The organism is Mesorhizobium sp. WSM4976, from assembly GCF_029625685.1.
In the GTDB taxonomy this organism is placed as follows: Bacteria; Pseudomonadota; Alphaproteobacteria; order Rhizobiales; family Rhizobiaceae; genus Mesorhizobium.
Window position 1 is genome coordinate 50,488 of the sequence record NZ_JARTVT010000012.1, and the last position, 14,751, is coordinate 65,238.

Here is a 14,751-nt window from a genome sequence, read left to right on the forward strand (position 1 = left end):
TGACGAACCAATGCGGCACGACCGGCTTGTCCTGATATTGCTCCGGCGCGAGCTCGTCGCCGGCCTGCGGGCGATGCGGCGCCGCGATCTCGCGTGGATCGGGCTCGGCGGCGGCGCGCTGCTGGCCTATGCCATCGCCGATATCGTGCTCGCCCTGCATGCCGGCGCGGCGAGGCTGCGCCACGACCAGGTCCTGTGGGCACTCGACCTGCCGCTTGCGCTGGCGGTGCTCGGCGCGGTTGCCGGCAACGCGGTGTCCGGGCTCTGCCTTGAACGGGCTTTCGCGCCCTTCCTCAAGGCGCTGCCGCTTGCGCCCGGACAGCGCCGCCACATGGCCGGCAGGGCGACGCTGGCGATCTTTGCACCGCTGGCCGTACTCGTAGCCGTTTTGGTCGGCTTCGCTTGCGCCGTCATCGGAAAGCCGTTGCCGGGGGGCTGGGGCCTGGGCGCGGCGATCCTGTTTGCCTTGGGCTTCGGCACGGCCGCCCTTTGGCGCCTGCGGCGGCCACGCCTTCTCCTCGATGAGGTGGCAAGCGAGGCGGCGCCGGTTGGATGGCCCTGGCTGCGCCGCCTCGACCGGGCGCGCCCGCGCTGGCTTTCGAGCTGGGCCTGGAGACTGCCGGGCGGCCATTTGCGGCCGTCATGGAAAATGGTCGCGGCTTGCCTGCCGCTCGCGGTCGCGGCCATCCTTGGCGCATGGGCAAGCCTTGCCGGCCGCACAGCGGGGCCGGCGGCGGTCGCAGGCCTGGCGGGCGGCATTCTCGTCTTCATGCTCAGCCTGCGCTGCCAGCCGCTCGGCTCGCCGGTGCTGCGCACGGCGCCCATCGGCTTCACCCGCGTTTGGCTGCGACTGGTCCAGCTGCCGCTGCAATTGTCGCTCGCCTTCTTCCTGCTGCCGGCGGGCGCGGCGCTCGCTGCCGAGCCGTCGGCATGGGCAGTGCCGGTGGCGGGCGGACTCTGGCTGCTGGTGCTGAACGGCGCCTATGCGGTGTTCGGCGCCTATTTCCTCAACGCGCCTTTCGTCGCAATGCTGAGCTTCGCCAGCGCGCTCGCCTATGCCAGCTATGAAACGCTCGAATATGGCCGCACCGTGCTGCTCGGCCTGGCGGCGCTGGTGTTCTTCCTGTGGCATCGCGCCCGACAGAGGTATCGCAATGGATGAAGTCCTCGCCGTCAGTGGGCTCAGCGCCGGCTATCGCGGGCGCGCCGTGGTGCGCGGCATCGACCTCTCGCTCCGCCGGGGCGACATAGTCGGCCTGCTCGGCGCCAATGGGTCGGGCAAGTCGACCCTCATTAGGGCGATCACCGGCCAGATCCCGTTGATCGGCGGCAGCGTGACGGTCGGCGGCGTCGACCTGGCCGCCGCCCCGGAGCGCGCCAAGGCCAGCTTTGGCCTCGCCATCGAGCCGCACGAATTGCCGGCGCCGCTGTCGGGACGCCAGTATATCCAACTCGTTGCCTCGATCCGCCGCTGCGCGCCCGACGATTTGCCGAGTGGCGATCTGCCGGGCGGCGACCTTCTGGAGCGGCTCGAGCTCGGGCGCTGGATCGACCGCCCGATCGCCGAATATTCGCTCGGCACGCGAGCCAAGCTCGCGATCCTCGCGGCACTTCTCGGCCGGCCGCCGCTGCTGATTTTCGACGAGACGCTGAACGGCCTCGATCCCGTGGCGGCCTGGGAGGTGAAACGCGTGATCACCGCGCTCTGCGCGAGCGGCCGCCACGCCGCGGTCGTGTCGACCCATGTGGTCGAGGCCGTGCCGGCGCTCTGCAGCCGCGCCGTCCTGATGGCCGAGGGAAGCCTGAGCCGGAGCTGGGATGCGGCTCAACTGGCCGAGGCACACAGGGTGCCTGGCGCATTTGAGAAAAGCGTAATGCAAGCGCTGAGGACGCGGGCCGCTGCCTGATCTGGAGCAATTCCAGCAAAATTGTGAGCGGTTTTCGGCCTGGAACGCGGCAAAAGCAAAGCTTTAAGCCATCGGCAGCATGCGGCGCATGATCAGCGAGGCGTGGCCGCCCACGCCGTGTGCCGCCTCCCGGCGTTCGACCACCTCGAAGCCGTGCTTGCGGTAGAAGGCGATCGCGCGGTCGTTGCCCTCGATCACCTCCAGCGCGATCGAGGGGATGCCGGCATGGGCGGCAAGCACGGCATGCAAAAGGTCGACCGCAAGCCCGCTGCCGAATGCCTGCGGCTCGATATGCAGCCGCTCCAGCGTGACGTCGCCCTTGGCGTCCATCGCCGCCATCGCATAGCCGGCGATCGAGCCGTCGGCGCGTTCGGCGACGAAGGACATCTTGTCCTCGTCCTCGAGTTCTTGCGCGAGCTTGTCCGGCGCATGCCTGTCGTCGGAAAGCCGGGCCACGGTCTCGTCGCCCATGATCGGCGCGTAGGTCCGCCGCCAGGATTGGCCGAGCAGCCGCGACACATCGGCAAGGTCGTTCCTCGTCATAGCCCGGATGCGGGTCATGGTCTTGGTCCTTGTTTCGATTTGAAGATAGGGCGAAGCGCGGTGCGGGGCCAACCCCCGGGGCGCGCAGAAGGCGGCGCTCTTTCGGAGCGTTCAAGCGGCTATCGCGGGCAGCGGAAACGTCCTGCATGCCGCCGCCGGATAGCCCGCTGCCGGACCGATAGAGGCGGCAGCGGGCCATTGATGCGACGGGAGTGCTGTCCCGCCGAGCAGGAGACACTGCTCACCTTCAATTTACACGGGCGTCGACAGCGAACGCGACTTACGGATTCGTAAGCTCATTCACGATGACGTTCCCAGTCGCGCCCGGCGGCGCATCGCCCGCCGCTAGAGCAATTCCAGGAAAAGTGTGAGCGGTTTTCCGTCCGAATTCAAAACAAAGAGATAGAGCGGCTCGCCGTTCCGTGAAACGGTGAAACGCTCTAGCCGGCCGGGTGAAGCAATGCCTCTCACGCCGCGCGCGGCTCGGCCGGCTTCCCGGCTTCGCGGAATCGTCGGCCGAAGACCATCAACTGCCGAGCCGTGTTGTTGCGCAGGCGGCGCAGGCGCCATTCCAGCCCGTTGTCGGTGGTAATGCGCTTGGCATAGATGCTGGCGCGCAGGGCCTTGGCATCGGCCGCGACCTTGATCGGATCGTCGTAGAAGGCGCAGATCTTGTCGGCCGCCATGCCGGGCGTTTCGAGCCAGGCCGGGATATGCCTGGAACTGAGGCAATCGACATCGGTAAGCACGCGGTTTATCCCGTCGCCTTGCGCCGGGCAGGTCGTGGCGAACGCATCGCCGATGAAGACGACGCCGTCGCGGCGATGGCCCCGCGTCGTCGTCAGGCTGACCTGCCGCACCTCGACCTCGCTGGCAACGGCGAAGTTGCCGCATCGCGCGGCAATCTCCGGCATCAGGTCTTGCAGCATTTTTTGCGGATTCTCGCGGAACGCCCGCACCCATGGATCGGCGACGGTCCGATAGACGAACATGTTCGCCCGAAGCCGCTCGCCGATGCGGAAGATGGTAAGAAAGGCAATGCGATCGGCGACACGCTTTGCGTAGAAGGTGAGGGACTGCAGGCCGAATTCCTGCGGCGTGATCGCAAGATCGAAGCCCATCGACAACGAATGCGCCTTCGATTCCTCGATGCGCTCGACGCCGATGGCGCGCCGCACCGCCTCGCTATAGCCGGTGGCGACCACCAGAAGCCGGGCATCGATGACGGAACCATCGGTGAGCACCAGGCGCTGTCGGTCCGGTCCGGTCGATACCTCGGCGACCTTGCCCACCGTCAGCGGCACTTCTGGAGGCAGCGCGGCGCGCATGCCGTTGACCAGCGGCGCGTATGAGAAGGCGTATTCAAAGGTCTGCTTGCGCTCGAACAACTGGCCGAAACGGAAGACATGGAGGTCGGTCATCGGCGTGGAGAGCGATCTGAAGACCTGGCCTAGGCCAAGCTTTTCGAACAGCTCCATCTGTTCCCCGCGGGTTTTCTCGGCCCGGAATTCGTCATGGTGGACACGATGCGGATCGATCAGCGCCACCTTACGGCCCGCTTTGGCGAGCGTTATCGCCAGAACGGTACCGGCCAGCCCGGCGCCGACGATCGCCACTTCCACCTCGGTCCGGCCGGGCGGGGCTGCGGGCGTTTCGCGGTTCTCGGTGATGCTCATTGCTTGTCTCCACGGCCCGTCGGCATGCTTTTCCGCCGCTGGGCCTGCTTCCAGCGCGGCGCTATTGCCGAACCATCAATGAATTCCAGTCCGCCCGCTTCGTTGAGCGTATGCAGCTTGCGGCCGGCCCAGCCGGCGCCCGGGTTGAGGATCGTCTCGACGACCTGTTCGAAGCCGGTGTCGTCGAGCCGCGTGACCCGCGCGATGCCGAGCGCGGCGCCATAGCTCCGGCGGCAATCCTGCACCGGACGCAAAAGCTGCCCGCCGCGGCTCACCATGCGGCCCGCCGGACGCGCTGACGCGATGTCGATCAGCAGCGGGTTCTTCGGATGCGGCGTCCACGGCCCGCGGAAATCCGGCGCCGACCACAGATGCAGCTGGTCCGAGAAGGCGCCGCCACCGTCGCGCACGGTGGCGAACATCCACCAGCGCCCGCGATGCTCTACCAGCGTGGCGTCGCTCGCGACGATGTCCGACAGCAGTGTCGCTTCCCTGATCCAGCCGCCGGGGAAGGCGGTGGCGCGGTAGAGGTCAACGGTCCGGTTGGCGCCGCTCTCCGGCACCATCCACATTTCGCCGTCGCGCTCGAACACGAAGGGGTAGGAGAGGTGGTAGGGCAGTTCCAGCACCGGCTTCGGGGCGCCTGCCGGACCGTTCGGGCCGAAAGCCACCGCCGACAGAATCGCCTTGCCGGTGCGGTGGATATAGTCCTCGACGAACAGCGTCACCTGGCCGCGGTAAAGCACCGGGAACGGATCGGCGTAGAAGCGGCTGCCGTCGTCAGCCAGGTCGTGCCAGCCCGATTGCGGATGGGCGCGCAGATCGTAAAGGTCCTTGCCTGCGGTTTCGCGCCAGCCGACCCGCCAGTGCGGGGCGTTGTAGCACAGATGGTATATCTGCTGGACGATGCGCCGCGCCGTGGCCTTGGCGGCGCGCACGCCGAGCTTCGTGGCCGACGGCATGGGCGGGGGCGCCGCCCCGGATGGCGGTTCGGGCAGCACAGGCAGGTGCGAGCGCGCGGCGCCGGCCACCGCCGCCACGATCAAGCTGGCCGTGCGCGCCAGCATGTCCTGGAAGGACGCCAGCGCGATGCCGTGATATTCGGTGCCGAGCCGTCCTTCGACGACCGTCGCGCCGTTCTGCTCCAGGCGGGCGCGCGGCGTGCGGCCGGCAAGGATGAGCGCCAGCAGGGCTTCCTCGCCGCAGACGCCGTCATAGGCGAGCCGCCAGACCTTTCCGCCTTGCCCGACATCGCCGACGAGGTCGATGGTGAGATCGGCCGGCGCGGACGCCCTCGCATGGCCGGCGAGCGTCGAAATTGGCACACGCCTGGCCGTCCCATTGGCGGGCAGGCGGTGGATGAGCGTCTCAAGCTGGAACAGCGCCTCGGCCGCGCGCGGCACGCCGCCCGCCGCCGGACGCGCATCGATGCAAAGCTCGACGCCGGGCAACAGCGACAGGCGTTCGGCCAGCGCGACATGGAAGGCGCGCACCGCATTGCCGTTGAGACGCAGGCTCAGGCGCATGGCCGGCACGCGGGCAATTTGCTTCCGGAGCCGGCAGGTTTGCCCGCCAGGTCTAGTTCCCGCCGCATGCGCACGATGTCTCCAATTTCAGCCGCACCTAATGTCTACTGTGTCAGTGCAAACTTCGTGCCATCGCAGCCCCAATTTATGAACATAATTAACAGTGTTTTAATCGTTGCCGGGAATAGCTAGGCCAACGCCGCATTTCTCGTCTTGCCGGCCGATCGAGCGTTGTCGGAGCGACCTTTGCAACCACCCCTGCTCATGGTGCCTCAGCACAACGCGCCGGAGGCGGCCGCTCCGGCGCCGGCCTATTACGCGCCCCCGCCCGCGCCGCCATCGGGCACTGTCGAGCTCGGCGATCTCGGCCGCATCCTGCTGCGGCGCCGCGTCCTGATCCTTGCCGTCACCGCGTTGCTCACCGCCGTGACGCTCGTCTACACGATGCTGACGCCGGCGCTCTATTCCTCGACGGCGCAGATCATCGTCGACCCCGAGGACCTGCAAGTCGTCACCAACGACGTCAATCCGAGCCGCATCTCGCCCGACGGCGGCATCACCCAGGTCGAGAGCCAGGTCAGCGTCGCGCAGTCGAACGGCGTCCTGCTGCGCGCGATCAAGGCGACGAACCTCACAGAAGATCCGGATTTCAATGGGCAGGGCGTTCTCGGCCGCTGGATGGGCAAGCTCTTCGGCGACAGCGACACCGACAGGACGGCGACCACGCTGGACTCGCTGCGTCGCGTGCTTGCGGTGAAGCGCGACGACAAGGTGCTGGTGCTCAACATCATCATCACCGCCAGGAGCGCGCAGAAGGCGTCGGACCTCGCCAACGCCATCGCCAATGCCTACCTTGCCGACCAGGCCGACGCGCGCAAGGACAAGGCGGCCAAGGCCTCCGAGGCGATCACCGCGCGGCTCGACGAACAGCGCAAGCGCGTCGAGCAGGCCGAGAACGCGGTCGAGGCCTACCGCTCGCAGCACAACATGGTGATGGCCCAGGGCAATCTGGTGAGCGACCAGGAACTGACCGGGCTCAATGCCGAGCTGACCGCCGCGCAGGCGCGCACCCAGCAGCTGAAGGCGCAGGTCGATCAACTGCGCAGGCAGGGGAGCGCGACGGACGCGACCTCGGAGGCCACGCGCTCCTCGACGATTTCGAGCCTCAGGGCACAGGAAGCGGCGCTGGTCGACCAGATCGCCCAGCTCGGCACCGGGCTCGGGCCGCGCCACCCCTCGATGATCGCCGCCCAGCAGCAGCTGCGCGACCTGCACGCGCTGATCCAGCGCGAGCTCGGCCGCATCGTCACCGCGGCGGAGACCGACTATGAGCGGTCCCTGGCCAACCAGCAGGCGCTGCAGGCCAAGGTGGCGGCGCTGAAATCGAAATCGCTCGATACCGACCAGGCTTCGGTGCGCCTGCGCGAATTGCAGCGCGACCTCGACGCCGTGCGCACCGTCTATGCCAACTACCTGCAGCGCGCCCAGGAAACGCGCGAGCAGACCAATGTCGACAGCACCAATGCCCGCATCATCTCCTATGCCATGCCGGCGCTGAAGAAGAGCTGGCCGCCGAAGGGGCTGCTCGTGTTCGGCGCCGTGTTCGGCGGGCTGGCGCTGGGCATCGGGATGGCGCTGATCGCCGAATATCTTTCCCCGACCGTGCTTTCCGCGAACCAGATGCAGACGGCCATCGAGGCGCCGGTGCTGGGCGTGCTGCCGGGCAGGGGACGCCGCCGCTTCGGCCGCGCCGGCGGCGTGGCGCGGACGACCGACGCCGTTGCCGGACTGGCGCTGCAGCGCATCGCCGCCGCCACAAGGCGTCCGCCCGATTGGCCGCTGGTGCCTTCGATCCTTGTGGCGTCGCCGCCCGAGGACAAGGCGCAGCGCTCGAGGGTTGCATGGCAGCTCGCCAACGCGGCGGCGACCAGGGGACGGCGCGTGCTGCTCATCGACATCAATGCCGGCAAGGGCCAGAAGGACCCGCAGCCCGGCGTGCTCGACGTGCTGCGCGGCGAATATCCGCTCGACGCGGTCAGCCGCTATGCGCCTGGCAGTTCCGTGGCGCTCATCGGCCGGGGCCGCCCGGCCGCGGTGTTCCAGGAAGCGCAGGCGCTCTATTTCGCCCACCGCATGCTGGCCGAGGCCAATCGCAGCTTCGAGCTTGTCGTCGTCGACGGCGGCGCTCTGGCCGACGATCTCAACGTCCTGCCGCTGGTCGCCATGGCCGACGAGATCCTGCTCGTCGCCAGGCTGAATGCGACGCCGATGCGCGATGTCGCGTCGACCTCGGAAGCGGTCTCCGTGATGGGGCGGCTGCCGACCGGCGCCATGCTGGTCGACGAGGCGGCCTGACATGGCCTCGGTCCTGGCGGGTCCCGTTCGACCTGTCCCGGCTCCGGGCTACGGCATGGGGGGCCGGCGCGCTGTCCCGGTCGACACGCTGACCCGGCTTGGCATCACCGTGGCGGTGCTGCTTCTGTTTTCCGTCTCGGGCGGCATGCTGTGGCTGGCCGGCTACAATTACGACGGCCTGCAGGGCAGCCCGCTGAGCAAGATCCACCCGTCCACCTATCTCTTCGTGCTCGTCTTCGTCTGGCGCTCCTGCACCTTCGGCAATCCGGTCGGCTACGTGGTCCATGTCACCAACAAGCGGCCGGCAACCATGCTGATGGCGGTCATCTCCACGGTGCTTCTCTTCGTTGTTATCCTCAGGCAGCGCCCCGGCATGGCCGGCATGATCGACACGTTCGTCGCCCCGGCGCTGGTCGTGCTGCTGCTCAGCGAGGACGACGAGAAGACCTTTGCCCAGCTGCGGATCGTCATCCATGCCGTGATGACGGTGAACGCGTTGATGGCGCTGTTCGAGTTCGGCACCAAGCATCTGGTATTCCCCTACAGGTTCGACGGCGCCGTGTTCGTCAACGACCTGCGCTCGACGGCGCTGCAGGGGCACCCGCTCTCCAACGCCACGGTCACCTCGATCTATGTGCTGTCGCTGCTGTCGGGTTCGCGCTCCCTGTCGACGCCGCTCAGGCTGACGCTTGTCGGCCTGCAGTTCTGCGCGCTGGTCGCCTTCGGCGGCCGCTCGGGCATGGTGCTGACGCTCCTGCTCGGCGGCGTCTATATGCTCATCCAGGGTCTGGCGCAGCTCAGGACCGGACGCGTCAACCTTCTGGGCGCCGCGTTGGTGATCATGCTCGCCGCGATGCTGCCGCTGGCGGTCGCGCTTGCCGGCTATTACGGCTTCTTCGACGCCCTGCTCGGACGTTTCGTCTCCGACAGCGGCAGCGCCAATGCCCGCGTCGAGATGTTCGACCTCTTCCGGCATCTTGAGCTGCGCGACCTGATCGTCGGCCCCGATGTCGACCTGCTCGACAGCATGCGCCGGATCACCGGCCTGGAGCAGGGCATCGAGAACCCGATCCTGCGCTTCACGCTCTACCAGGGGGCGTTCTTCACGCTCCTGATCTTCTTCGGCTTCGCGCTGTTCATGCATGAGGTCGCGCGCCGTTGCCATCCGGGCATCTGGCTGCCGATGCTGGGCTGGCTCATCCTGCTCAACACATCCGAAAGCATCGCCTCCAAGACGACGCTGATGACCAAATTCGTGGTGATCGCGCTGGCGCTGTACCGGCCGGCGCGGGTCGAAAGCAAAATGCCGGGAACACGAAACGCCGGCTTTCGTCATGCTCTTTTGTAAAACCAAACCCTTGGAGCGGTTTGGTCATTCAACCCGTCAAGCGCGCGGCATCGTCAGCCCGAGCGCCTCGACCATCGCCGGATCCAGTGCGCGGGTTGTGTCGTCCATCATGCCCATGCCGTCGAACAGGTCCCAGAACGCCCAGGGAAAGCCGGCGGCTTCCGCACTCTGCCGCACATCGGCGATGTAGCGGGCGCGGTCGGGATTGGGCGCGGCGGTGTAGCGGGCGTCGGTTCGCAGCGCGCCGAACTCGCCCATGATGATACGCCCGGGCACGATGCCGTGGCCGTCCGCCCATTCGCTCACCTGCGCGAGATAGCCGTCGATGAAGCCGCGGCCGGGCTGCGCGTCGAAATAGACTTTGAGCACCTTCTCGGTCTCTGCATAGGCGGCCTTCTTGGATTCGTCGGACCTCTCCGTGTCCTTGGCCATCCTTGCCCTGACCGAGGCCAACGTCTGCTCCAGCGTGCCGGCGGAGGCCGGCCACGGTACGTTGTTCAGCGCGCGATAGACCGGCTCGCGCATCCATGGCGCGCCCTGATGGCTGAACAGGTAGGGCTCGTAGAAGTGGAAGGTGAACAGGATCGGCTCGAATACCGCGAGCGGCGCCGGGTCGAGCGCGGTGAGGCCCCGCACCATCGAGCCGCAGCCCCCGGTGACGACGATCGGCAGGTCTCTCGCCGAATCCCGCGCGGCGCGGAGCAGCGCCGCCTGCACCTTGGGCCATGCCTCGGAGGAACAGTCCTGCTGCGGCTCGTTCACCGGTTCCAGCGCAACCCTGCCGGGCTCAATGTCCTTGAGCATGCCGGCCAATTCGGCGACGAAGACCCGGTAGCGGGCGAATTCCGGCGCGCCGGTGCTGGAAACCATGCGCTCCGGATTCCAGTAATGGGTAGCGCCGTTGGCCTGGACGTTGACGATGACGCCGAGACCGGCGGCTAGCGCGCTCTTCACCGCCGCGCTGAGCATCGCCATGAGCTCGGCGAGCCGGCCTGCATCGGCGGCCAGGAACGGGCCCGGGTCGACAGGCAAGCGGATGAAGTCGAGGCCGCTGGCGCGCAGCCTGGCAAGGTCGGCCGGCGTCGGCACTGGCCGCTGCGACTGGAACGGCGGCCAGTCATAGTCGGTGCGGGGCGCGGGAAATTCGCGCGTCAGCGCAAACCACGGCCAGGCGTTGACGCCGCGCCTGAAAGGCCATTCGCCGGCGGCACGCGCTTTGGATGCGAGCGGCCCAACCGCCAACGGCGCCGTTGCCGCGACCAGCGCCGCGCCGAGGAGACGGCGGCGTGACCAGCCAGTCATGCGTGCCCAGTCATGCGTGCCCCAGTCATGCGTGCCCCAGTCATGCGTGCCCCCAGTCATGCGTGCTTGGCGCGGTCGGCTTGCGCCGACGCGGCCGTGGCGGAGCCGAGCTGCCGCAACGCTTCCTTCTCATAGGCGGCGAGCACGTCTTCCCAGCGGAAGTCTTCGCGGGCACGTGCCCGCGCCGCCTTGCTGCAGCGCGCCACCAGCGCGTCATCGGCGAGCGCCGCGTCGATCCGTGCGCTCAGGCTGTCGGTGTCGTTGAAATAGATCGCCGCCTCGCCGGCGACCCAGCGATTGTAGCGGTTGTCATGCGCGATCACCATGTTGCCGGCGGCCAGCGCCTCGACCAGCGACGGGTTGGTGCCGCCCACCGTGTGGCCGTGCATATAGGCGCGCGCATGGTAGCGCAGCGCCCTCACAGTCGAATGGTCGTAGATCGCTCCGGGCATCACCACCGTGGTGCCTGCCGCCTCGCGCACGGCGCGGTGATAGGGGATGTCGTCGTTGAGCGTGCCCAGCACCACCAGCTTCACGTCGCCGCGCTCGCGGCGGCGGAAGGCTTCGATGATCGGCAGGATGTTGTTGTCGGGCTCGATCCGCGCGATCGAGACCAGATATTTGCCGGGCTCGAGCCCGAGCCCGCGAACGGGTTCCTCCGGCGCCGAGGTCACCGGGTCGGCGCCATAGGCAATGGTGGCGATGGCGCTGCGCGGCCGCCGCGTCGCAAGGTGGTCGGCGATCGCCGGGTGGTCGGCGATGAGACGGTGCGAGAGCCAGGCGCCGATCCATTCGTTGAGCCAGAACCAGGCGCGCGCCGCCGGCCCCCATTTCGGCCGCCGCCACTCGATGCCGTCCATATTGGTGATGATCTTGCGCCGCATGAGCCTGAGCCAGGTCAGGAACACCGCGCCGTTATAGCCGAGCACCAGGCACACGCCCGGCCGCCTGGCGGCGTCGAGCACGCATTGCCAGTCGAATTCCAGCGTCGCGCGCGGCCCCCTGGAGGCGACCTCGATGGTGATGAGCTCGATGCCGCGCCAGGTGTCAATCGTCACCCTTTGGCCGACGCGCTCGACTTCCTTCTGGCAATAGACGCCGACCTTCCAGCCGCGTGCGGCCAGGAAAAGCGCAAGGCGCTCGGCGAAAGTCTCGAAGCCGCCATGGGAAGCCGGAATGCCGCGCGTGCCCAGGATCAAGATCGAAGGCTTTTCGATCGGGGTGGAGGGTCGTTCCGGTTTCAAAATGAAGGATTCCCCCGGTCCGGTCATGGTTGTTGTCATGTCAATGACCGCCCAGCAACTTCCGTGCCAGGGGTACCCCAAGATGAACACTCGCACGAAGATGTAAAATTTCTCTTCAGAACGCGGAGCTTGCTTCATTATCGGTCAACTTTCCCGACCTATCTGTGTCGATACGGGGCACGGTTGGTTTTAGGGGTCGCAGCCGGGCGCTCGAGACCCGGCACGATCCTTGCTCCCGAGGCCTGCAATGGCCACCGCTCGGCAGAGCGGCGTGCAGATTTGGCATCAAGTTCCTTCCGCGCTCGAAAGGCCCGGTGCCGAGCGGACTCGGGGTGCAGGTGGAAAGATTGAAATGCGCATAGCCTGCGTTCATCAGGGCTACGAGCTCTATGGTTCGGACCGCAGCTTCGCTGAGAGCGTGGCTGCGCTGCGCGCCGCGTTTCCGGCCGCCGAGATCGAGGTCGTGCTGCCGCGCGAGGGGCCGATCGTCGACATCCTCGCGCCGCATGCCAGCCGCATCGTGTTCGAACCGCTCTGGGTGCTCAGGCGCCAGGCGATGCTCAGGCTCGCCACCGTCGAGATGGCGCGGCTGCCGGCGGCGCTATGGCGCGCCTGGCGCCGCATGCGGGGCAGCGACCTGACCTATATCAACACCTCGATCATCGCCGACTATGCGCTGGCCGCGAGGCTTTTGCCGCGCAAGGCGCTGCTGCACATCCATGAGATCCCCGAGGGCATATTGCGCAAGGTGCTTGTCGTCCTGATGCGCTGGAGCCGCGCGGACCTGATCTTCAACTCGCGCGCCACGCGCGCCACGTTCGGCGATCCGCCGGCCGTCGATGCCAGGGGGCGGCGCACGCATGTCGTCTATAACGGCGTGGCCGGGCCGCTGGCCGCCCTGCCGGTGACCTATGACGGCAGCCGCCCGCTCAGGGTCTTGCTGCTTGGCCGCGTCAACCGCATCAAGGGGCAGGAAGTGCTGCTCGAAGCGGTCGCCTCGCTTCCCGCCGCGCTGCGCGATCGCATCGAGGTTCGCCTCGTCGGCGGCGCCTTCGAAAGTGTCGAGCGCGAGCAGGCCCTGGCCGAACTGGTCGGGCGCATGGGGCTGGCAGGACGTGTAGAGGTGCTGCCCTTCGTCTCCGACCCCGCCGACCACTATCGCTGGGCGGACATCGTTGCGGTGCCGTCGCGCCGCCCGGAGTCGCTCGGCCGCGTCGCCATCGAGGCGATGGGCTGGGGCAGGCCGCCGCTGGTCTCGGCGATCGGCGGGCTGGTGGAAGTGGTGGCCGACGGCGAGACCGGCTGGCATGTGCCGCCGGGCGATGCCAAGGCCCTTGCCGGCAAGCTCAGCGAGATCATCCAGCGGCCGGAGCTCTGGCGCGGCTTCGCCGCCGCCGGCCGGGCGCGCTACGAGGCGCTCTTCAGCGAGCATATCGCCGCCGCCGCGATCGCGGCGATCGTCGCCGACAAGCTGAAGGCTGTGACGCCGCGGCGGGGGCGGCCGCGTGTCGCCCGCGAGGCGGAGACGAGCCCGTGAAGTTCTCCTTCCCGGCCCATCTGGTGCGGCGCCTCATGCTGATGATCGGCGGCGAGGCGATGCAGAGCGGCTTCCATTTCGCCCTCAACATCGCTCTGCTGCATCTTTTGTCGGCGGAAGGTTACGGCCTCTTCGCGCTGGCCATGGTGATGGGCGGCGTCGGCCTGTCCTATATCCGCTCGCTCACCGCCGTTCCCGCCACCATTTGGATGAGCAAGAGCACCAACAGGATCGGCGTCGACGCTTACGACGTGACCTTCGGATCGGCTGCGCTTGTGGTGGCGCTGCTGATGGGGCTGGGCACGGGGCTGCTGATGCGCCTCCTGGGCGACCCCAGCGGCGTCGGCGCCGCCTGCTTCGTCTGCGCCTGGTCGCTGCGCAGCCACATGCGCACGGCATTCTTCGCGCGCCGCATGCAGCTCGTCGTCTCCATCAGCGACGCCGTGTTCACGATCGCCGGTATCGTGCTGGCGGGAGCGGCGATCTGGTTCTTCGCGGATGCGCTGCAGGCCACCTTCTTCGCGCTTGCTGCGGCCAATCTGGTCGGCATCGCCGTGCTGGTCAGGCTGGCGCGCCGCAGGCTGCGCGTCTCCTTCCGCGCGCCGACCTGGCGGCGCTATGCAAAGCTCTGGCCGCAGCTATGCTGGTCGGGGTTCAGCGCCACCACCACCAACATCCAGGGACAATCCCTGGCGCTGCTGGTCGCGGGCATCGCCGGGCCCGCCGCCTACGCGCCGCTCGCGGCGGTGCTGGTGCTGTTCGCGCCGCTGCGCATCTCCAGCCTCGCCTTCTCGAACATGCTGCAGCCGGAACTTGCAAAGCTGGTGCGCAACAAGGAATTCGACCGCGTTTGGGCGCAGGCCAAGATCTGGGCGCTCGTCATGGGTTGCGGCAGCCTGGCCTATGGCTGCGGCGTTCTGTTCGTCCTGCCGATGATCAAATCGCAGGCTCTGCAGCATGCCTCGGTTGGCCTGATCGGAATTTTCGCCATCGCCAATTTTGTGCCGATCATGGCCTATGTGATGCCGCGTGTGGTCCTCGAGATTCTCGGTGATTTCCGCATAGTCGCCTTCATCACCATGGCCGGCGCGATTGTCGGGCTGGCGACGATCGGGGCCCTCTTGGCCGTCGCGCCATCGACATGGTCGCTCGCCGGCGCCGCGGTGTCCGAGACCTTCGTGCTCGTGACCTCATGGTATTTCGCGGGTCACCGCATGTGGAATTCCAAGCATCCGAACGAGCAGCGCCCCAGTGTTTTCGGCGCGTGGCGCCGCGCGGCGACGCTCGCCGTGCAGAGACGATAGGAGAATGAT

11 protein-coding genes are annotated in these 14,751 nt (G+C 67.6%); 6 read left to right on the forward strand and 5 right to left on the reverse strand.

Annotated elements, in window-relative coordinates; all coding sequences use genetic code 11:
* Nucleotides 1–10: 10 nt before the first annotated feature.
* Together P9272_RS16115 and P9272_RS16120 are read left to right on the forward strand one after the other, a co-directional pair.
* Complete coding sequence (locus P9272_RS16115; RefSeq protein WP_278161264.1) at nucleotides 11–1,162, forward strand: hypothetical protein; 1,152 nt, start codon at nucleotides 11–13, stop codon at nucleotides 1,160–1,162.
* Nucleotides 1,155–1,907 carry an ABC transporter ATP-binding protein gene (locus tag P9272_RS16120; protein ID WP_278161265.1) on the forward strand — a complete coding sequence of 251 codons (753 nt, stop codon included), beginning with the start codon at nucleotides 1,155–1,157 and terminating at the stop codon, nucleotides 1,905–1,907. The genes P9272_RS16115 and P9272_RS16120 overlap by 8 nt, the downstream gene beginning before the upstream one ends.
* A gap of 63 nt (nucleotides 1,908–1,970) precedes the next feature.
* Here the strand turns inward: P9272_RS16120 and P9272_RS16125 are convergent, their stop codons facing one another.
* The 3 genes from P9272_RS16125 to P9272_RS16135 form a co-directional block, all read right to left on the reverse strand.
* Nucleotides 1,971–2,468 carry an N-acetyltransferase gene (locus P9272_RS16125; RefSeq protein ID WP_278161266.1) on the reverse strand — a complete coding sequence of 166 codons (498 nt, stop codon included), beginning with the start codon at nucleotides 2,466–2,468 and terminating at the stop codon, nucleotides 1,971–1,973.
* Nucleotides 2,469–2,917: 449 nt separating this feature from the next.
* Nucleotides 2,918–4,126 carry an NAD(P)/FAD-dependent oxidoreductase gene (locus P9272_RS16130; RefSeq protein ID WP_278161267.1) on the reverse strand — a complete coding sequence of 403 codons (1,209 nt, stop codon included), beginning with the start codon at nucleotides 4,124–4,126 and terminating at the stop codon, nucleotides 2,918–2,920.
* The gene (locus P9272_RS16135) at nucleotides 4,123–5,652 is read right to left on the reverse strand and encodes a formyl transferase (RefSeq protein WP_278161394.1); all 1,530 of its coding nucleotides are present in this window, start codon (nucleotides 5,650–5,652) and stop codon (nucleotides 4,123–4,125) included. The genes P9272_RS16130 and P9272_RS16135 overlap by 4 nt, the downstream gene beginning before the upstream one ends.
* 246 nt (nucleotides 5,653–5,898) lie before the next feature.
* Between P9272_RS16135 and P9272_RS16140 the strand changes: the two genes are divergently transcribed.
* On the forward strand, nucleotides 5,899–8,007 hold the full coding sequence (locus P9272_RS16140) for a Wzz/FepE/Etk N-terminal domain-containing protein (RefSeq protein WP_278161268.1): 2,109 nt from the start codon (nucleotides 5,899–5,901) through the stop codon (nucleotides 8,005–8,007).
* Nucleotides 8,008–8,062: 55 nt separating this feature from the next.
* Entirely contained in the window at nucleotides 8,063–9,355 is a 1,293-nt protein-coding gene (locus P9272_RS16145) for a VpsF family polysaccharide biosynthesis protein (RefSeq protein ID WP_278161395.1), read from the forward strand.
* A 36-nt stretch (nucleotides 9,356–9,391) separates the two neighbouring features.
* Here the strand turns inward: P9272_RS16145 and P9272_RS16150 are convergent, their stop codons facing one another.
* Nucleotides 9,392–10,657, reverse strand: a complete 1,266-nt coding sequence (locus tag P9272_RS16150) for a cellulase family glycosylhydrolase (RefSeq protein ID WP_278161396.1) — start codon at nucleotides 10,655–10,657, stop codon at nucleotides 9,392–9,394.
* A 56-nt stretch (nucleotides 10,658–10,713) separates the two neighbouring features.
* The gene (locus P9272_RS16155; RefSeq protein ID WP_278161397.1) at nucleotides 10,714–11,928 is read right to left on the reverse strand and encodes a DUF1972 domain-containing protein; all 1,215 of its coding nucleotides are present in this window, start codon (nucleotides 11,926–11,928) and stop codon (nucleotides 10,714–10,716) included.
* Nucleotides 11,929–12,253: 325 nt separating this feature from the next.
* Here P9272_RS16155 and P9272_RS16160 point away from each other — a divergent pair, with 325 nt between their 5' ends.
* Together P9272_RS16160 and P9272_RS16165 are read left to right on the forward strand one after the other, a co-directional pair.
* Nucleotides 12,254–13,438: a glycosyltransferase gene (locus P9272_RS16160; RefSeq protein WP_278161269.1), complete on the forward strand. Its 1,185-nt coding sequence runs from the start codon at nucleotides 12,254–12,256 to the stop codon at nucleotides 13,436–13,438.
* Complete coding sequence (locus P9272_RS16165; protein ID WP_278161270.1) at nucleotides 13,435–14,742, forward strand: hypothetical protein; 1,308 nt, start codon at nucleotides 13,435–13,437, stop codon at nucleotides 14,740–14,742. The genes P9272_RS16160 and P9272_RS16165 overlap by 4 nt, the downstream gene beginning before the upstream one ends.
* Nucleotides 14,743–14,751 lie beyond the last annotated feature (9 nt).